This window comes from Paenibacillus brevis, from assembly GCF_018919145.1.
Lineage (GTDB): Bacteria > Bacillota > Bacilli > Paenibacillales > Paenibacillaceae > Fontibacillus > Fontibacillus brevis.
Genome location: NZ_JAHLQJ010000004.1, coordinates 210,530 through 230,104 on the forward strand (window position 1 = coordinate 210,530; position 19,575 = coordinate 230,104).

Genomic DNA, 19,575 nt, shown 5'->3' on the forward strand with positions numbered 1-19,575 from the left:
AAATTCACTTGTCTGACCACTACAGCGTTGGCTTTTATACGATATTTCATACAAAGGTTCCGCATCCCCATCAGTCCGTTTCTGTCCCCGAAAGCTAGTTCCTCCAGAAATCGGTTCCGGCAAAAACCTGCTCCAGAGCATAATCTGCTGCCGGGTTGTCTGCAGCTTCTTCAAGCGCCTCACACCTCGCCCAGGCCACCCTGCTCTTGGAAATCACAGCCATCATCACTGCCGGGCCGTACTCCCGATAATCTACCGTTTGCTCATTTGCCGGATTATCCCAGTGGTCCCAGCCTGACGGATGAATATGCTCGCCCAATTGGCAATTCACAAATACGGTCTGGGCATACTCGCGCCAAGGCCGTCCCAGAAATACCTCCGACACACCGGGATCTGCCGTGATGAAGCAGCCACGGAAGACATAACCGTATTGTTGTCCGATTGGAGTGGAGGCGGCCGTAACATAACCTCTCTTCCCGGGCGCTTGCAGCAGGCTGTGAATATTGCAGCCATCAAAATAAGCAGTTGCCCCGCCAAAGATAAAATCGACGGTCCCCTCGATGTAGCAATTTTGATACAGCTGGCGATAATGATCATGCTGCTCCCTGATCGGGACACCGCCGAATTGCGCCCGCTCCTTGGGCTTTGGCGGCAAAGGGCCAGTAAATAAAGTGTCCTGGTGGCCCTTGAATACACAATTGCGAAAGACCGTCTGGTCACAATGGGCATACACCGCCACAGCTTGACCGATATGCTCCCCCATCCCTGCCGTATTGGAAATCGTCATATTTTCAACGACAAGGTGTTCTCCGCCCAGAAATAAGGTCGGCGTAGCAAATGTGCCGATTTCATTCCCGTCCTCATCCAGCTCCCTGGCATAACGGTTCATCGTTAACTCAACCGCTCCAATGCCAACCATTTTCAGATTGGATCGGTAGATGATGACCTGCTCCTCGTAGATCCCCGGCAAGATACAAATCGTTTCCTGCTCTCCGGAAGCTGTCTGCTCTAGAAAATCTACCGCCCCCTGTATTGTTCGGAAATGACAGAAGGACGATGCCCCTACCAAAATCATGCCAGACGGCTCCTCTCCACTACACTACTTTTTCATACTCAGGATTCTTCCAACTCCAGATTTAACGGTACGAGTTCCACTTGTTCTACCAAAGGCTCCGGCTTGCTCGTATTTTTCGACCGGCAATGCACGATTTCGACATCTTCCCCGTTCTCGATGTAGAAGGCAGGGCCCGTGTGATTCTCAATCGTAACCCGGTTAAAACGCACATCCCGGACATTTCCCAGATAGAACCCGCGCTGCTTCATATCCTGTATCCCCGACATCATGGCCGGCTTGCCCGGAATCGCTTCCTTGGCCATGGAAATATCGATTCCGTCGAACGTAATCTCTGATACGTACTGTTCTGCCAACCCATAAAGAAATCCTGCTGCTGCATGGACCTCCCGGGCTGTTACATTCATAAAATGAATTCTTCTGAACCTGGGCGTTTCCTTTGTCACCGGATAAGGCGTTTTGTCCCACACGTATTTTTCCTTCCCGCGCGGGCCGCAGAAATAATAGAGATTCATGATGAAGGGGCAGATGACCTCCTCCATAACCACATTGGCAACGCGAATATCCTCGACCGTACCGCCGCGGCCGCGACGGGATTTAATACGGATTCCACGGTCCGTTCCTTTAAAGATACAATTGCTGATGGTGACATTGCGGACATCGCCGCTCATTTCGCTGCCGATCACCACACCGCCATGTCCATGTATCATCGTGCAGCCCGTAATCGTAATATTCTCGCAGGCCACCCTTTCCGCCGTATCTTCCGTTCCCGCCTTAATTGCGATGCAGTCATCCCCGACATCGATATGGCAATTCGCAATACGGACATTGTTGCAGGATTCCGGATTAATCCCATCCGTATTCGGAGAGTCCGCCGGATTGTGAATCGACACATTATCGATCGTGACATCGCTGCAGCAGATCGGATTAATCGTCCAGGACGGAGATTGAATGAGCGAGACATCCCGGATGGTGATCCGCCGGCACCGGTCAAAGCTGATCAGCTTCGGCCGCGGGTACTCCAGCTCATGCGGAGCATTTCTCTGCTTATGCCACCACGGCTGTCCGTTCCCGTCCAGCGTCCCGCTGCCCGTCACCGAGACTTGCTCCAGGTCCTCGCCATAGATGCAAGAGGCATGCACAGGCCGCTTTACACCCTCCCATCTTGACTCCACTACAGGATAATCAGCCGGATTGGTACTGAAGGATAGCACCGAGCCAGGACTAAGCCGAAGCTCGACATGGCTTTTCATCCGGATCGATCCCGTCACATACACCCCTGCAGGAACGTAGACTGTTCCGCCGCCGGCTTCACTCGCAGCCTCTATCGCTGCGGCAATTGCTGCGGTTGCCGGCATACCGCTGTCTTTGGTTGCACCATAGTCTGTGATATTATAAATGCTCATTTGATTTTACGCTCCTATGTCGTCATTAAAGACCGCATTTCCACACAAGCCATCACGAAGGCCCCAACTCCATGCAGATCATTCTTCACCTTCGGACGAGTCACATAGTTCTCATAATCGCCAGCCGAGGTTCCGATGCAAATATCCGGCAACAGTAGCCGCCCCTGCTCATCCCATTCCACGATTTCGGTCAATCCCTCATAACCTCTTCTGGCCGCGATTACTGCCTCTTCACCGGCCAGTCCGAATTGGACCGCTTTCGCAAGCGTATAGACGAACAGACAGGAGCCGGAAGCCTCAAGCCAATTGTCCTTCTGATCTCCTTTATTCACCACCTGATACCATAAACCGCTTGCACCATCCTGATAACGAATGAGCGCTTGAACGAATCCCTGCAGTTCCTCCGCCAGCTCTTCCCGGCCGGGAGCATCCTCCGGCAGCAAATCAAGAAACTGACTTAGAGCTAGTCCGTACCATCCTATGGACCGGCTCCAAAACTCCGGTGAGCAGCCGGTATCCGGATTTGCCCAAGGCATCTGACGGCTTTCATCCCAGGCGTGATACAGCAAGCCTGTAGTCTCATCCTTCATATGCTTGCGCATCAGCCGCTCCTGGTACAGCACGATCTCCCGCAAGCCAATTTCGCCATAAGCGTTGGCATATTTCAAGGAGAACACGCCTACCATGTAAAGCCCATCCAGCCACATCTGATTCGGATATTTGTCCTTGTGCCAGAAGCCGCCCTCCGACGTTCTGTTCAGGGTCAGCAGCAGGCTGCGCAGCTTATCCGCAGCAGCTTTATACTTCGGTTCGCCAGTCTGTTCATGTAATCTAAAGAGCAGCTGCCCTGCCTGCATCGCATCCAGTTCATCCCGGGCAAAGTAGAAATTACCGTAATCATCCACCAAATTATCGACGTATTGCTGAATGTACTCCATGTAGCGGTTATCTTGAACCGTCTGTGCAAGGAGCTCCATTCCGCATAAAAATACACCCTGATGATAATGCCATCGATTCGCAGGGGGAAGATTGCCTGCTGCAGCGTAGATATCCATTAATGAGTCGCAGGCCTTCCTGGCCCATTGGATTGGTGTCTCCGGGCGACTAACCGTCATGTTCAAGCTCCCTCCAATTGTGATTCGTCTAAGACCTATGCTTCGTACATCGTTCAATCATCACTGCATCCTAACCCTTCATCGATCCCAGCATCGCACCCTTTGCAAAATGCTTTTGCAGGAATGGATACACCATAAGAATGGGCAGCGTAGCCACCACTATGACCGCCATCTTGATCGTCTGATCCGGCGGAGGTACCGTTCCGTCCAATGTGGAGCTGTGGTCCATCCCGCTGGCCAGCACGACGATCTGTCTCAGCAACACTTGAATCGGCCATTTGGCACTGTCATCCAGATAGAGAATGGCGCTCATATAAGTGTTCCAATAAGTTACCGCATAGAAGAGGGAAATCGTAGCGATGGCCGGCATGGACAGCGGAAGCACGATTTTGAACAAAATGCCGAAATCACTGCACCCATCGATTTTCGCCGACTCCTCAAGACCTTCGGGTATGTTCTGGAAGAAGTTCCGAAGAATGATCATATTAAAGGCACTGATTGCCGACGGCAGGATTAACGATGCATACGTATTGATCAGCCCTAATTCCTTCACGACCAGGAAGGTAGGAATCATCCCGCCGGTGAACAGCATGGTGAACACGACCATAAAGTTAATAACATTCCGCCCGTCCAAATCTCTGCGCGACAGACCGTAGGCCATCAATGAAGTAATAAACATGCTGAACAAGGTTCCGAATAACGTCACTCCAATGGAGACGCCCATCGCCCTGAATATCGTATTTGTGGAAAAAATAAATTTGTACGCATCCCAGCTCCAGATCCTTGGAATCAACACGAATTTATGCGCAGCCAGCTCCGCACTCGTCGTAAACGATCCGGCAACAACGTGGACGAAGGGAAGCACCGTAATTAACGCGATCAAGGCAAGCAGCGTGAAATTGATGGCGGCATAAATTCTGCCGCTAATCGATCTGTCTTCTACCATTTTTAGATTCCTCCTGCAATATCAGTAAACGCCTTCTTCACCCATTTTTTTCGAAATCCGGTTAACAAGCATAACCATGATCAAGCCGATAATCGATTTAAAGAATCCAATCGCCGTACTATAGCTGAATTGTCCTTGTCTCAAACCAGCCGTGTAGACATACGTATCGATGATTTCCCCGACCTGCCGGTTCATGGAGTTTAAGAGCAAATAGACATGTTCGAAGCCTAAATCCAGCACATGACCGATTTTCAAGATGAACAGCGTTATAATAACCCCGCGGATCGTAGGCAGCGTGATATGCCATACCTGACGCATTCTGCCGGCTCCGTCTATACGTGCTGCCTCATACAGCCCCGGATCAACGGCTGCGATCGCTGCGAGATAAATAATCGTTCCCCAACCTGCTTCTCTCCATATCACCTGAATAATGTACATCGGACGTAACCAGCCGTTACTAAGCAGGAAATTGATCTTTTCAAAGCCAAAATAACTCAGCAATTCATTAATAATCCCGCCATCCATCGTGACCATAACATAGGAGATGGATACGATAATTACCCATGACATGAAATGCGGCAGGTATACCAGTGTCTGAAATATCCGCTTGAAGAAATTTCCTCTCAATTCATTGAGCATCAAAGCGAGAATAATCGGGATCGGAAAATAAATAAATATATTTAGCGCAAACAAAACGATGGTATTCCATAAAATATTGAAAAACTCCGGCTCCGTGAACAGCCGTCTGAAATGCTCAAATCCTACCCATTCGCTGCCGAATATTCCTTGATAAGGCTTATAGTTCTGGAATGAAATAATGAGCCCGTACATCGGAAGATATTTGAAAATGATAAAGTACAGCACTCCGGGCAACAGCATCACATAGAGCCATTTATTTCGCCACAACCGTTTTTTGAGCTCGCTTGATCTCTTTTCCTTCCCGAGCCGTAATGGAGGGGCAGCTCCGGGCTGAACGGTGACTTCCTGCATGAGATTCTTCCTCTCTACTATTTGATGAACCGAAAAGGCCATGGCAGTTCCACAGCCTTTCCGGGTGACTGCAAAGTCACGCTTTATTTCGCAGCGGCATTAAACTCTTCGATGATCTTGTCGCCTCCCCGGCTCTTCCAATCGGATACGGCCTTCTCAAAGCCGGCTCTATCGATCTGTCCATACATGTATTGATAAGTCGCATCTGTAATGATCTGTTGAAGCTCAACACCTTTTTCCATATAGGTGACTGAATCCAGTGCGGCGGTTGGATCAGCTACCCCAACCTTTACGTTCTCCAGAAGCAGCTCTTCCGCATGAATCCGGCCCGGAAGCTCATTGTAGCTCTCGTACATTCCGTTCGTTTCAGCTTCCCCGATAACGCTGTCCTTGTAGCCTTTTACCTCGCGCTCAATCAGTTCCTTCTCTGACGAAGGCTTGGCTTTGCCGTCAACTACGGTATAATGGACACCCTCGATACCCCAGTACATTACATTGGAAACTTCCGGAGTCATCATCTTGTCAAAGAAAGCGAGAATCTTTCTAAGCTCCGCCTCATCCTTTACAGCCGATTTCGGGAACAGAACAATGTTGTTATATCCCGGAATCATCCATTGAGCGAAACTGCCGTCAGGACCGGCAACCATACTGTGCGTGTCAAGCACCGCATCCGGAACGTTCTTGATCAGGTCCTTATGCAGTGAATCAATGTCCTGCATCGAGCCGCCGATGTACATCCCTGCCTTGCCGCTGGTGAACATTTTGACGGCATCCGTTTTACTTGTCGCAGCAAAATCTTGGTTCATATACCCGCTCTCACGTACTTTTTTGAAGAAATCCATCGTGTCGTAGTAGCCTTCGAACGTAAACTCCGGCTCCAGCTGGCCATCCTTGGTTCCCCAATAGTTTGGTGTTCCGAACCAGGAGGATACAGTCTTGAAGGCACCATAGACCAGCTCGTTGCGGTCAACAATTCCGATTGTATCCTTCTGCCCGTTGCCATCCGGATCTTGCTCGGTGAAGGCTTTGGCCATCTCGAATAATTCATCCACATTCGCCGGTGCGCTGAGGCCTAATTTGTCCGCCCAATCCTTGCGGTAGATCATGCCTTGACGGGCCAGCGGTCTGCCGATGTACAGCGAATACAGCTTGCCGTCCACCTTGGTATTATTCAGAATTTCCGGCTTCAGCTTATTCAGATTCGGGAACTCGCTAAGCAGTGGGCCGATCTCCCAGAACTGACCATCTTTAATCGCTTCCTTCATCTGAACGAAGGTTGTGGAGTTTTTCAAATACGTAACCTGTGGCAAGGAGCCCGTTGCAAAAGAAGTATTCAGCTTTTCTTCATAAGTATCCGCGGGGAAGAATTGATACGTCAGCTTCGTGTTGGTCAATTTCTCGATTTCTTTCTTGATCGTGTCCGGCGGTGTCTCTGACGTGTTCAGCGGAAGCATAATCGTAATTTCCGTCGGTTCCTCCGGAGCGGCCGAGACCTCCTCTTTCGAGTTGGATGGAGCAGGTGTCGGATCAGACGATGCCCCCTTGCTCTTCTCGCCTCCCCCGCATGCGGACAATACCAGGCTGAAAGCGAGTAATACGGTCAGTAACATACTGAATGACTTTTTCTTCATTCCAATTTGACCTCCAATGACATAAAATGATTACGTTTTCACAATACATGCCCGTTGGCATTCCAGATACAATCATTTGTTCAGATTGGCCGCTTGGTTCAAGGCTTCTGGAGAAATGATTATGGTGATTATCGGGGGTGCTTGTCACAAGGTGCAAAAAAAAACCTGCACTAACTCCCATGGAGTTGGCGCAAGGCTTGAAGTCAATATTTATTTCTTCAAAGCAAGCGAAGCATCGTACTCTTGTATAATTTGATCTCCGCCATTTCGGCGCCACCGCTCAATCTCCTGGGCAAAACCTTCCGCATCGATGCTTCCAAGGATATAATTGTAGGTCGCGTCGGCAATCAGCGCGGACAGCTCCGCATTCTTCTCATCAAAGGTAGGCGAGCTGAGCGAAACCGTCGGATCATTCACCAGGAAGGATTCGTTATCCTCACTCAACTGGTCAGCCAGATTGGTCAGCTGCTCCTTCTGTCCTACCTTCATAATATTGCTGTTGCCGATATCGGCAATCATTAGGGAATAGAGCGGGCTGACTTCATTTACTCGCAACTGGGAGGTTGATTCAGGCAAGATCACCTCACCGTTAACTATACTGTAATGGCGCCCTTCCACTCCATACATCATCAGATTAGCTACATCCTTATCCATGGTCCGGTCAAAAAATTGCAGGATATCCTTTAGCTCCTGCTCTGTTGGGATGGCCTTCTTCGAGAATAAAAACAAACCGTTATAATTCGGAATCGACCATACCTTGTAGCCGTCCGGACCTTCAATCCGGTTCACCAATGTAAATTCAGCCTCAGGATTAAGCGCCCTGGCTTCGATCGCCAGACGCTGCACGTCCGTCATACTGCCAATGAGCACGCCGGCTTCTCCCTGGATAAAGCGATCCCGCTGGATTTCCTTGCTCGTCAGTGCAAAATCCCGATTTAAAATCCCTTCATTATACAGCTTCTTCATGAAGTTCATCGTATCCATGTACTCTTCCGTCATAAACTCCGGAATCAAGTGATCATTCTCGATCTTCCAATTATTCGGTGTACCGAAATAGGAGCTTAGCGTTTTGAATACACCATACACAAGATCATTTCGATCGACCAAGCCGATGGTATCCTGCTTCCCGTTACCATCGGGATCGTTATATGTAAACTGCCGCATTATCTCATATAAATCATCCAGCGACTGCGGCTTAAGCAATTGAAGCCGGTCAAGCCAGTCCTGACGTATAATGACCCCTTGCCTGGAGGATGGACGTTCCGTATATAGGCCGTAGATTTTCCCATCCACTGACGCCTGCTCCAGAATTGCGGGATCCAGCTTTTTCAGGTTATCATATTCCTGAAGATACGGACCAATCTCCCAGAAGGAGTCGGAGCGAATTGCATTTTTCACTAAATTGTAATCGGTAAACTTCACGAATGTTACTTTGGCTAACGAATGCGTAATCAGCCCGGTATTCATCTTATCGGTATAGACGCCCTCAGGAATCCAGTTCACATCAAGCTGAGCGCCGGTTAGCTTCTCAATCTCCTCCATAAGCTCGGATGCAGGAGGCTGAGGGAAATGGAGCGGAGCCAGTATCGATATATATAATCTGCTGTCTCCCTTTGCTGATGGATCCGAACTGCCTCCGCAAGCAGTTGTCATCAAGAATGGAACAATCAGCATGATACGAAAAAGGCGGGTTGCTTTCGCCCTGATGGATTTTCCAGACATTTAAAATGTCCTCCTTCCTCATGTATTCATCATACATGCTGAAGCCGCAATAATTAACCATTTTGACGCAACTCTCGATGAAATGATTATCGTTCAGGAAAATGATTATTGTTATTATCTGCCAGATTACATACACTTAAAGTACGTTGATCAAAACCTCTTAAACTAAATGACTATCTATGATAAGGTGCTGAGTTAGGTGAGACCATTAAGCTTCTTAAGCAAATTGATGATCTTTACATTCGCAATCAGTACGCTTCCTGTACTATTTATCGGATCTTTTTCGTATTTTACCTCTACTAAAGAAATTCAAAAAAACGTGAACCAGAGTAAAATGGAGCTCATCTCGCAAATTAATTCCAATGTGGAGCGGAAGCTGACCACAGTCAATCAGACGTTGAATCAGGTCGTGAACTCCAGCGTGCTGAAGCGGGCTCTTGACAGCCCCTTAAATGAAAGCGATTTCAAGTTGTATAACGATCTCAGAAATGAAATCCGTAATATGCAGTCTTTCGATACCAAGCTGGAGGATGTCGTCCTCCTTAACACCCAGCAAAACTGGATGATCAAGAACTCAGGCTTGTATCAACTGGATTCCTACAAGGACCATGATCAATTAATGTCCTTGCTGGAGAATTCAGATAGCAATTCATGGGTTCTGACTCCTTCGTCCTGGTATTATAGCGAAGAAAGCGTCGATGCAGCCAAATGCAGCTACAGCATCAGCCTGATTAAGAAGCTCCCGACTAACAAATTGCACAAATACGGGCTTGCGCTCGCCAACATTCCCGCATGCACTTTGCAGGGCGATGTATCCTCCGATTCGCAGCCTTTGGACGATATTATTATCCTTGATGAGCATAACCGGATTTTACTGCACCCGGATGCTTCACTCGTGGGCTTGCCGCTCGAGGACAGCGGATTTATGGATGGTTCCAAGCTGGATCTCCAAGCCGGCAATTCCGGGCAGTTTACTACAACCATAGACAAAAAGGAATATTCCGTCAGCTTCTTGCGCTCCCAACTGAATGGCTGGGTTTACTTATCTGTAACCTCCATTGCAAGCCTGACCAAGGAGTCTACCAAGATCGGACTGTTCACCTTTTACATTTGTGCGGTCATGCTGTCGCTATCCATTCTTCTCGCTTGGATCGGGTCCCGGCGGATGTATACACCCATTGAGAGATTGCTGAACCAGCTGGGTCAGCGGAAACCAGGCCTCAGAGCCCGTCACGCCAACGAATTCCAGGTGATCGGCGAGCAGCTGCACCATCTTTTCCAGTCCAAATCGCAATTGGAGCGGGAGATTAACCAGCATATCCGCCAAGTAAGGACCTTTTCACTTAGCCAGGCTTATCAAGGCAACTACAAGAAGAGCGAGCTTCATACGAAGCTGGAGCAATTTGGCTATGGCGGACAAATTCAGAACTGGAAGACGATGGCGGTCATTACCTTGTCGATCGATTCTTATGAAAATTCGGCCTACGAGAAAGAAGACCTGAGCCTGCTGCTGTTTGCTACGCACAATATGATTGAGGAGCTTGTCAGTCCTGACAATCGGTTCGCCCCAGTCATTATGGATCAGTTCATCGTCACCTTAATCGGAAGCACAGAAAATGATGAGCCTGCCTTCCATCGTTGGCTGTATGCGCTGACCGAGCAGCTTCAGCAGGAAATCAATCGTTGTCTCAAGCTCCAGGTGAGCATCGGTCTCAGCCTTCCGTTCCATTGCTTCCACAAAATACCGATCGCTTACAAGGAAGGAATTGAAGCTTTGAAGTACCGAATCAAGCTAGGCACCGGGGTGATTATTCAATTTGAGAATCTTAACTCCGGCATGCATTATCTGAAACTGAATTATCCGAACCATAAGGAAAACGACCTGATGGACGCGATCAAATTGGCTGAGACTGACAAAGCGAAGGAGCTTGTCCGCCAGCTGTTCTCATGTATATTTGCGCAAGAATTATCGCCGCAGGAATACCAGATTCCGATTACTCGCCTGCTTAACAATCTGCTCATCATGATGCAGGAATCGGGTATCGGGCTGAATCAAATCTATCATGCCAATGGATCCTTATTTGAGGAATTACTGGAGCTGCCTACTGTAGCCGAAATTGAGGACTGGTTCTGGAGTGTCATTATTAACCCGTTAATCAAGATCTTTAACAGCCGGCAAAATGCACAGTATCAGAATATTTCCGAGAAAATCATCGACCTGGTACAGCACTATTACGATACAGACCTGACCCTGGAGGAATGCGCCTCAAGGCTTCATTACAATGCCAACTATATCAGCAGCATTTTCCGTAAAGAGACCCAATCCTATTTCAGTGAATATCTGACGATGTACCGGTTCAAAATGGCGAAAAAATGGCTGGAAGAAACCGATATGCCGGTCAAGGATATCGCTGCAAGATTACGCTATAACAACTCCCAGAACTTCATCCGTTCGTTCCGCAAGCAGGAAGGAATGACCCCGGGACAGTACCGCGAGCTGCATAGCAACTCGAAGCATTCGCAATTACTCGACGAAATGGCCGAATAGGCTGGCATGACCTAGATGTGCAAGGCGCAGGTCAGTATGACCCAAGAGTGCACGTTAAGAGGGCAGCCGTGTGAAATGATCCTACGATCGCTCTTGTTCGCGGATTTCTCGAATTGGACTAAGTTCTCACAAGGGAGAAATCCGCTCTCAAATGCGAACGCTCCGCTTCTTCAGATTCATTTCACACTCTTGCCCTTTCAAACGTGCTTACGTTCAACTGAAATGCAGATTGCACATGACTGTGCCATAAGCTGCACTGCAATTAGCTTGCTGCCTGCGGCATGCAAGCGGGACACAGCGCGCGCTTGAAATTGCGCCGACCTCACGATGCTCCGGCCTTGCGTTGAACTTCGCTTACTTGAAGCCTTCAGCCATGCTCTATCGGCACTCCAGTCTTACTCTGAACTGCTTCATTGCCCTACTTGACCCACCTCACTCGGTCATACACCAGTGAAGTTTGACTGCATCAGCGCCATCAGGCAGCTCATATGCCGGATGACGAGCCTGTAGGTACATGCCAAGTGATTCGAGCATGTGAGCTACTATAGTGCGTTCGGCGCATATAAAGCCGAACTAAAGAGTCCTGCGTAGCAAGGGCATAAGTGTGAAGTGTGCTGAAGAAGCGGAGCGTTCGCCTTTGTGAGCGGATTTCTACCCTACTATTCATTCAAAGAAATCCGCGAACAACAGCGATCGTAAGCACACTTCACACGTTGCCCCCAGTAACGCAGAATCATTGATCGGCTTATATTGGCTATTGCAGGGAAATATGCAGAACTCAGATAAGCCTCCACAACATCAACATCATTCCGCCGAGTCAGGCTGATCCTGATTTAACTCCTCTATAATCGAGACGCGCGGTTCTGAGGATGGACGATAACTGTATCTGCGGTCAAGCTTGACAACATTTCGATTGGGTCTGCGGATAAGCACGTGCGTATCATCCCAAGCGACCACGATGCCCCGCACATCATTTTCCGGGATGGCATCCCTCACGACTCGTACCTTCTCGCCCGATATTCTATATTCATTCAACTGTTCATCAGTAATCACGACAATCCCTCCTTTCCGTTATCCTGTCCGTTATGTTCAAAAAGACTCCCGCAGCAACTTGATGCTGCGGGAGTCTTACTATTCTACAGAACTTCAAACTTGCCGATACGACCAGCCCGCTTTACTCAAGCATACTGTTGGCGTTGAGCTGCTCCTTGCTATCGTTCTTCTCGAACCAGAAATCAAGCACCTTCGCGGACATGACCCTTTGCTGGATATATCCTACCTGCTGAGGACTGAATTCCTGCTGCCAAGCTATATTCAACTCTTCACACAGTCCAGCAATCGTAAGCAGTTCGGACCAGGCCACATAGCGCTTATACCAGAAGAACTGAGGGTGCTCAAGCATATAGGGGTAAAGGTCATCAAACTCTGTATGCTTGCAATCCAGTGCACGTTCGAAGGTAACCTTTGCATCAGCCAATTTGGAAATAAAAAAATCCGAGTTCACTACAGATTCGTTCCCCATTTTGTAAGCCTCCTCTCCTAGTCATCCCCATTATATCGAAAATAACCTTACCTGCAAAGAAGCGGGAGCAAAAATAGGGCAAGAAGATTTAACTAAATCGAGCGTTCCGGGGCAACATGCGAAGTGTACTTACGCTCGCTGTTGCCTGCGGATTTCTTGATTAACCAAGACATGACAAGGGAGAAATCCGCTCACGAAGGCGAGCGCTAACTAGCCTATGCTTGCAAAGCAGCTTTCGGACAGAAGCTTTTACTCCAGTACATTTCACACTTTTGCCTTATCCGCACATAGATTCACTAGTCCATCTTATACACTATAAATGCAGCTTCGCGCACACGAACTACTCGGCAAAGACGATCTTCCCGCCTTCAAGCGAGGCGATTTTAGCCAACGATTCCAGACGGATGCCGCTCTCGCGAAGTGCATTAGCTCCGGGCTGGAAGCATTTTTCGACAACAATGCCCGCCCCAATCAAAGTGGCGCCCGAGCGTTCAATAATTCTGATCAATCCGCGGGCCGCGTCTCCATTAGCAATGATGTCATCAATGAACAAAATCCGGTCATTCTCCTTCAAAAATTCCTTGGAGATCAGAAGATCGGTGACCATTCCTTTCGTGAAGGAAGGCACTCGTTCACACAGCACCTCCGATTCCACTTGAAGCGACTTCTTCCGTCTGGCAAATACAAGCGGAACACCGAGCGCATATGCGGTTGCAAAAGCAATGGAAATCCCCGAGGATTCCACAGTAACGACCCGGGTCACATGCTCACTCCGGAACAGGTCGGCGAATTGACGTCCCATTTCCATCGTCAACTGCGGGTCCACCTGATGGTTAAGCAGGGCATCGAGCTTCAGTACCTGATCCGATACAACAACCCCTTGCTCTATAATCGCTTGTTTTAATTTATCCATGCCATTTCCTCCCGAACTTCCTTGTTTACGACTTTGAGTCATGTCCCATTGCCGGACAACATACCTTGTACTATATATAGCACATCATCCGGGGGGAGTACCATGAAAAATGCCATCAAAGTATTGCAGATTGCATTCACTTATATCGGAACCGTCGTCGGTGCAGGCTTTGCTACCGGTCAAGAAATATTGCAGTTCTTTACCCGATACGGAAAATGGGGCACACTGACCATCCTGCTCTCTACCGTCATGTTTATTTGGCTGGGAACAAAGATGATGCTGCTTGCGAACAAAATCCAGGCCGCATCCTATGAAGATCTGAACCGCAAATTGTTTGGCGAAAAAATCGGACAGGTTCTCAGTCTGTTCACTCTGGTCGTCCTGATCGGCGTCAACAGCGTCATGCTGGCCGGAGCCGGCTCGGTGTTCGAGGAGCATCTTGGCCTTCCTTTTCAAGTCGGCCTGTGGATCACGCTCGTTGCCACCTTTTTTCTGTTAGGCAGAGGCATCGGTGGGGTCATGAAGCTGAATACAGTTGTGGTGCCGATGATGATCACTCTATCTCTCGCCGTGATCTTCAATACAGCCGGTTCTCCCGGGGCCTCGCGCTTCTTTACCCTGACCACCGATGCAAGCCCGCTAGCCGTGTTGGCATCACCGCTGATGTACTCCGCCTTCAACTTGTCCATGGCACAGGCGGTTCTTGTACCGATAGGCAGTCACACCCGAAATCGGAAGACGATCATTTGGGGAGGGATTACTGGCGGCATTGGGGTAGGCTTCATGCTCATGGCAGGGCATTTCGCACTTTCCTCCAGCATGCCCGGCATCACCCAGTTCGAGATTCCGATGGGCAACATCGCGGGGCAGCTTGGTACCACAATACAGCTCATTTACATCTTGTTGATCTTCATGGAGATCTTCAGTACCTTCGTGGCCGATGTATACGGCGTAACCTTGCAATTGAAGCAGTATCTTAAGGTTCCCTCCGCCTTACTGTCAATCAGTATCCTAGCCATCTGTTATATGACCAGCCAGTTCGGCTTCAGTTCGCTGCTATCTATTTTATACCCGCTCTTCGGACTGTTCAGCCTTCTGTGGGCAGTCATGCTCGCCCGTTACAAAGAGACCTAGCTGCTTAATGGATTTCTATAACATCAACGGACGGAAAATGCTCCCTGATCTCCTGCAGAATATGTTCATGGCAGGTCATAAATATAATCTGCTGCTTTCCGGATAGGTGTCCAAGCACCCTAAGCGCCCCTTCCAGCCTTCCCCTATCAAAGTTTACAAACAGGTCATCCAGCAGTAGCGGAAGGCTCCGGGACCCTGACACCGCATCCGACAATGCAAGCCGCATGGCAAGATAAGTCTGCTCGGCTGTCCCACGGCTAAGATAAGAGCTTCCGATCGGTCCATGGTCCCGATGCTCTACCATTAACTCCTGGGTCCCCATCTTCACCAGGATTCTTGTGTACAGCCCCCCTGTCATCTCCTTCAAATAGGCTGATGCCGTTTTGAGTACTTGAGGCTGCCGCTCCTGTTCATAAATTTTGCGTACCCGTCCAATCAGCTCATGACACAGCGCCAATGCGGCATATCGGTCTACCGCGTCATTAAGCGCCGCTTCCTGCTCGGCCAATTGCTGCTGCCAATTGTTCTGAAGCCCCTGAGCCTCCAGATTCTCGCGCTCCTGAAGCAAGCGTCCTTTCCGTTCAACAATACCTTGTCTCGCTGCTTCCGCCTGCTTAAGCCTGTCACGCGCCTCCTCAAGCAGAACAGACAATTCCGCTTCTTCCCGGCTCTTCAAGAGCCGGCCTAACTGCTCAATATGCTCTGGACCGATTGTTAAATGGATCTCCAGCTCAACTTGCCTCAACTCTTCCTTGAGACGCGCGCGAAGAGTCTCTTCCTCAGCCATACGCAGCAGTTGTTCTCCATCCTCCGCACCGCTTTCATCGAGCAAATGCCCTTCTGCCTGTTCCAGAAGTCCGAGCCGATCCAGCGCTTTCTCCAGCTCCTCCTCAAGTCGAGCCTTCTTCTCCGCAAGTCTGCCCGCAGCTTCCCGCAGCTTTTTCTGTTGCTCAAGTTCAGCCAAGGCGCGGTGCAATTTACCTGGCAAGGCGTGATGCTCTATAGCCGCCGCTACCTCAACCTCTGCTGATCCACCTATCCCATTCAAGGCACGGCAGTCCGACTCAAAGCTTGCAATCTCATGCCTAACACCCTCAAGCTTCAAGACCACGGCTTCCAGCTGCTCCAGCCATTCCCTTCCTTGCTCGGCAAGACGAAACACTTCCTGGGCTGCTTCCGGCGATAGCTCCGGAGCCAGCTGACGCTCCACCAGCCAGCGCTCCCAGTCTTGGGATTGGGCTGCAAAAAGCTCTTCTTTGCGAGTCAGTTCCCGCTCCAGTCCGGCTAATGCTTCATCCAGGGCGTGCTTTTTCCGGCGTTGTTCAGCTGCTTGCTTTTCCAGTGTCTCCTGCCTTTGGCTCCAGAGCATCCATTTCTCCATCAGCCTGCGGAGTGCCCGCTCATCCTCATCTGTCAGCGTATAGCCATCCAGCCCTCCCTCAGCCTTGAACGGGACCGAGTAACCCGGCAAACGGGAGGTTGCCCCTGGCTCTCCGACAGGCAGATCAACCAGCTTGGGCAGCAACTGGCTCAGCTTTAATCCGGCAGGGGTAGTAGATAAGCTCCATCTGTTCTCCTGTACTTTTCGAGGAATATTATCCACTTGGCGCCTGTTGTTCAGTATCTTGCTGACTAGGTATAGATCGATCCCAAGCATAAGAAAAGCACTGATAAGACTCCCCCATACCGAGTCTGCAATGAGCCACAACAGGAGCGGGATCAGCACCGTCAGCAGGGTAACTCCTGCCAGCCACCCAGAATAATTCGCGGCCGGACGAGCCGATCTAGTGACCTCTGCCGACGGAAGTCCCCCTTCCCGAAGAAGAGCTTGTTCATCGCGCATCCGGTCGATTAGTCCGGATATCTCATTCCACAAAGCTTGAGTCTCGCTCCGATCCTTGGAGCGCAGCCGGACATATTCCCGGTTTCCTTCCTCTCTGCTTGCCGCAAGCCGATCCATTGTGCGATCAAGCTCGGTGCCTGCCGCAGTAGCCTCCCGCTCCAGCTTCAGGCGCTCTTGATAAAGGGACTCCATCTCTCTTTCATAGGCGCTAAACTCCGTATTCGTTCTTCTTACCGTCTCCCTTTCTCCGATTGTACCTGCAAATTTCCGCAGCTGATCACGAGTCCAATCCGGATGGATGCTCTCCAGACAGCGCTCCACCTTTTGTTCAAGCCTCGAAGCCTCGTTAGCCAGCTCAACGGCCTCTTGCCTGCGGCTCTCATAAGCGGGAAGACGCCGCTCCAGTTGAAGAATGGCCTGCTCCTGATCAAGAAGACTGGAATCGGCAGACGAAGTCTGTATTTCCGATTCCAGAGCAGCGATTTTCCGCTTCAACTCATTCAGCTCCGGGAGTTCTCTTGCCTTCTCCTCCTGCAGCCGGTTCCAGCGGTCCTTCGCCTGCACCGGGAATGCCGTCCGTTCCGGCAAATCGGCTAACTCTCTAAGGATCGCTTCCCGCTTAAACCAAGCAGGGCGGCATGCAATCGCCTTGCTAAGCGAAGCTTCCTCCTCGACGCACTGCTCATATTCAGCTGCACTGCCGTGGAGGAGATCTTCGAGCTCCTTCAGCTCCAAAGTCACTGACTCATAACGGGGCAAGAGCGATTTGGCTGCTCCAGCCTGATGCTCAATACGTTCAAGCTCCTGGGTCAATCCATAGATTTCTTGGCTTCTGCCCCGGGGACGATACAGCTTGTCCATCTCTTGAATGATTTTCTTCTCTCCATGCAGCACCGCTGCCCCTCCGCCGATGCCGGCATGAAACAAGTAGCTGCTTAAATCATCCGAAGCAAGCGCCGACACCTCCTGAAGCTCGGACAAGGTAACGGCAAACAGCTGATTGAACATTTCCTTCGACATCCCGCCCAGCAGCTCTCTTCGCAGATCCCCGTCCGACAGCTCCACCATTCCGCCTTCCGGATCACTTCGGCTAATCCTTAGCCTGTCGCCGGCTCTGCCGGACAAGACGGACCCTTCGGGAGGCTTCGCATAACGCTCGATGAACCAGAGTCCGCCTTCCGGATCACGAATGGTGAGGATTCCCCCATGAATCCCGCCGCCTGCCGGTTCATACCGCTGAGGCCCATAGCTCCGTGAAGGAATCCCGAACAGCATCGCCCGAACAAAGCCGAGCAGGGTGCTCTTTCCGGCTCCATTCGGTCCATAAAGGACTGTTACATCCTCCTTAAGCTCTAGCTGGAGCTCTTGAAGTTGACCAAAGCCTTGGACATTTAACCGCTCAATTCTCATCGTCCGCCCTCCCCTGCTGCTCCCTCTTCACGCAGAAGAGAGGCTGCAGTCTCGCGCGCGAGATGCAGCCATTCCTGGCGTTCCTGCGCATTCTTGGATTTCAGCAATTGACGCAGACGGCGATCCGATTTCATGGGCTCCAGCGCTGCTTCCAGCAGTTCATCCAGAAGTTGGGTCTTCCGCTCAGCCTGCTCCGCCATGCGGAACAACTCGCCAAGGAAGCTGTCTTCTCCCAGCAGCTGCTCCCGGTCTACGGCAGCCTGTGTATGCAGCTTGAAGCCGGCAGGCCAAACAATAGCTTTGGGCAGCAATCCCATGCTCCCGGTACCCACCCTTACCTCCTCCTGCCTTTGCAGTTCGGCCAGCAGTTCTCTTGCTTCATGTCCACTGTTAATCAGCGCATGCAAGGGGCCGCTCCCGGTATATCTGAAGCGGACAATGGCCGGCTTGCCTTCCATGTCCCGCCTTATGGCCTCAAGCTGTTCCTCGGTCCGAAGCTTCCATTCTTCTTCGCTATTCAGTCCTTCAATGGAAAGTTCTATCTCACACCATCTCAATTGATCAAGCTCATGGAAATGCAGCACGGATCTCCCTTCTCCATCGACCTCTACCAGATAACAGCCCTTTGCTCCGGTCTCTTTCATGCTGCGCCCTTGCAAATTCCCCGGATAGACGATCCATGGAGCTTCACTAAGCACCTGCCGCTTATGGATGTGGCCCAAGGCCCAGTAGTCATAACCGGATTCGCGAAGCTCGGAAAGTGAGCAAGGGGCATAAGCATCATGTCCCTCCTGTCCGTCTACGTTCGCATGAAGGAGGGCGATATGATATAGATTCGAATCCTCGCTGCGGATATAGTAACGCGACAAATTCTCTGTCACCGAGGAAGACGCATAGGATATTCCACTGACAACAGCTACCGGTTGTCCGTTCAAACGGCTGACCGCCGTGCAGCTCTCCAGCGAGGAGCCGAAGATTCTGACATTCGAAGGGAAGGAGAGCCGCACCTTGCTGCCGAGCGGGTCATGATTGCCATGAATGACATAGACCGGTATTCCATGCCGTTCCAGCCTCTCCCATGCTTCCTTCAGTCGAAGCTGCGCGCGTAATGAAGAATCAGAGGCATCATAGATGTCGCCGCTAATTACGATAAAATCCACCTGCTCAGAAACAGCAAGATCCACCAGCCCGCTTAAGGCGGCGAAGGTGGAATCCTGAAGATAACTGCGCAGCCGGTCAGGTACCCCGGTCATGCCTGTAAACGGGGTATCCAGATGCAGATCCGCGGCATGTATAAAACGAAACGGATGCAAAGCGATCACC

General features: G+C 50.4%; 14 protein-coding genes. 2 read left to right on the top strand and 12 right to left on the bottom strand.

Annotation, left to right across the window (positions count from 1 at the left end; translation table 11 throughout):
- Positions 1 to 94: 94 nt before the first annotated feature.
- The 7 genes from KQJ23_RS06220 to KQJ23_RS06250 all read right to left on the bottom strand — a co-directional run bounded on the left by KQJ23_RS06220 (position 95) and on the right by KQJ23_RS06250 (position 8,882).
- Positions 95 to 1,072, bottom strand: a complete 978-nt coding sequence (locus tag KQJ23_RS06220) for a pectinesterase family protein (RefSeq protein ID WP_216478096.1) — start codon at positions 1,070 to 1,072, stop codon at positions 95 to 97.
- Positions 1,073 to 1,113: 41 nt separating this feature from the next.
- The gene (locus tag KQJ23_RS06225) at positions 1,114 to 2,478 is read right to left on the bottom strand and encodes a glycoside hydrolase family 28 protein (RefSeq protein WP_216477833.1); all 1,365 of its coding nucleotides are present in this window, start codon (positions 2,476 to 2,478) and stop codon (positions 1,114 to 1,116) included.
- A gap of 14 nt (positions 2,479 to 2,492) precedes the next feature.
- Positions 2,493 to 3,593, bottom strand: coding sequence for a glycoside hydrolase family 88/105 protein (locus KQJ23_RS06230; protein WP_216477835.1), 1,101 nt, complete (start codon positions 3,591 to 3,593; stop codon positions 2,493 to 2,495).
- A 70-nt stretch (positions 3,594 to 3,663) separates the two neighbouring features.
- Positions 3,664 to 4,539 carry a carbohydrate ABC transporter permease gene (locus tag KQJ23_RS06235; RefSeq protein WP_216477837.1) on the bottom strand — a complete coding sequence of 292 codons (876 nt, stop codon included), beginning with the start codon at positions 4,537 to 4,539 and terminating at the stop codon, positions 3,664 to 3,666.
- 21 nt (positions 4,540 to 4,560) lie between these two features.
- A complete protein-coding gene (locus KQJ23_RS06240; RefSeq protein ID WP_216477839.1) occupies positions 4,561 to 5,529 on the bottom strand; it encodes an ABC transporter permease in 969 nt (322 codons plus the stop codon).
- Positions 5,530 to 5,612: 83 nt separating this feature from the next.
- The gene (locus tag KQJ23_RS06245; RefSeq protein WP_216477841.1) at positions 5,613 to 7,160 is read right to left on the bottom strand and encodes an extracellular solute-binding protein; all 1,548 of its coding nucleotides are present in this window, start codon (positions 7,158 to 7,160) and stop codon (positions 5,613 to 5,615) included.
- A gap of 210 nt (positions 7,161 to 7,370) precedes the next feature.
- Complete coding sequence (locus tag KQJ23_RS06250) at positions 7,371 to 8,882, bottom strand: extracellular solute-binding protein (RefSeq protein ID WP_216477843.1); 1,512 nt, start codon at positions 8,880 to 8,882, stop codon at positions 7,371 to 7,373.
- A gap of 199 nt (positions 8,883 to 9,081) precedes the next feature.
- Here KQJ23_RS06250 and KQJ23_RS06255 point away from each other — a divergent pair, with 199 nt between their 5' ends.
- Positions 9,082 to 11,430 (top strand): AraC family transcriptional regulator, encoded by a 2,349-nt coding sequence (locus tag KQJ23_RS06255; protein ID WP_216477844.1) that lies wholly within the window; start codon positions 9,082 to 9,084, stop codon positions 11,428 to 11,430.
- Positions 11,431 to 12,234: 804 nt separating this feature from the next.
- Here KQJ23_RS06255 and KQJ23_RS06260 read toward each other — a convergent pair.
- From KQJ23_RS06260 to KQJ23_RS06270, 3 genes are all read right to left on the bottom strand, one after another.
- A complete protein-coding gene (locus KQJ23_RS06260; protein ID WP_216477846.1) occupies positions 12,235 to 12,483 on the bottom strand; it encodes a hypothetical protein in 249 nt (82 codons plus the stop codon).
- Between the two features lie 121 nt (positions 12,484 to 12,604).
- Positions 12,605 to 12,952: a hypothetical protein gene (locus tag KQJ23_RS06265; protein WP_216477848.1), complete on the bottom strand. Its 348-nt coding sequence runs from the start codon at positions 12,950 to 12,952 to the stop codon at positions 12,605 to 12,607.
- 340 nt (positions 12,953 to 13,292) lie between these two features.
- On the bottom strand, positions 13,293 to 13,865 hold the full coding sequence (locus KQJ23_RS06270; RefSeq protein WP_216477851.1) for a xanthine phosphoribosyltransferase: 573 nt from the start codon (positions 13,863 to 13,865) through the stop codon (positions 13,293 to 13,295).
- A 102-nt stretch (positions 13,866 to 13,967) separates the two neighbouring features.
- Between KQJ23_RS06270 and KQJ23_RS06275 the strand changes: the two genes are divergently transcribed.
- A complete protein-coding gene (locus KQJ23_RS06275) occupies positions 13,968 to 14,999 on the top strand; it encodes a YkvI family membrane protein (protein WP_216477853.1) in 1,032 nt (343 codons plus the stop codon).
- A 4-nt stretch (positions 15,000 to 15,003) separates the two neighbouring features.
- On the opposite strand, the gene KQJ23_RS06280 is transcribed toward KQJ23_RS06275, so the two are convergent.
- Both KQJ23_RS06280 and KQJ23_RS06285 read right to left on the bottom strand, forming a co-directional pair.
- The gene (locus KQJ23_RS06280) at positions 15,004 to 18,252 is read right to left on the bottom strand and encodes an AAA family ATPase (RefSeq protein WP_216477855.1); all 3,249 of its coding nucleotides are present in this window, start codon (positions 18,250 to 18,252) and stop codon (positions 15,004 to 15,006) included.
- Positions 18,249 to 19,574: a metallophosphoesterase family protein gene (locus KQJ23_RS06285; protein WP_346779354.1), complete on the bottom strand. Its 1,326-nt coding sequence runs from the start codon at positions 19,572 to 19,574 to the stop codon at positions 18,249 to 18,251. Before KQJ23_RS06285 ends, KQJ23_RS06280 begins: the two co-directional genes overlap by 4 nt.
- Position 19,575: the final 1 nt, after the last annotated feature.

Bases quoted from the DNA above. Each gene is read 5' to 3' on its own strand.
- KQJ23_RS06235 (WP_216477837.1), bottom strand. From the start codon at position 4,539: ATGGTAGAAGACAGATCGATTAGCGGCAGAATTTATGCCGCCATCAAT.
- KQJ23_RS06250 (WP_216477843.1), bottom strand. From the start codon at position 8,882: ATGTCTGGAAAATCCATCAGGGCGAAAGCAACCCGCCTTTTTCGTATC.
- KQJ23_RS06280 (WP_216477855.1), bottom strand. From the start codon at position 18,252: ATGAGAATTGAGCGGTTAAATGTCCAAGGCTTTGGTCAACTTCAAGAG.
- KQJ23_RS06270 (WP_216477851.1), bottom strand. From the start codon at position 13,865: ATGGATAAATTAAAACAAGCGATTATAGAGCAAGGGGTTGTTGTATCG.
- KQJ23_RS06225 (WP_216477833.1), bottom strand. From the start codon at position 2,478: ATGAGCATTTATAATATCACAGACTATGGTGCAACCAAAGACAGCGGT.
- KQJ23_RS06240 (WP_216477839.1), bottom strand. From the start codon at position 5,529: ATGCAGGAAGTCACCGTTCAGCCCGGAGCTGCCCCTCCATTACGGCTC.
- KQJ23_RS06265 (WP_216477848.1), bottom strand. From the start codon at position 12,952: ATGGGGAACGAATCTGTAGTGAACTCGGATTTTTTTATTTCCAAATTG.
- KQJ23_RS06275 (WP_216477853.1), top strand. From the start codon at position 13,968: ATGAAAAATGCCATCAAAGTATTGCAGATTGCATTCACTTATATCGGA.
- KQJ23_RS06245 (WP_216477841.1), bottom strand. From the start codon at position 7,160: ATGAAGAAAAAGTCATTCAGTATGTTACTGACCGTATTACTCGCTTTC.
- KQJ23_RS06230 (WP_216477835.1), bottom strand. From the start codon at position 3,593: ATGACGGTTAGTCGCCCGGAGACACCAATCCAATGGGCCAGGAAGGCC.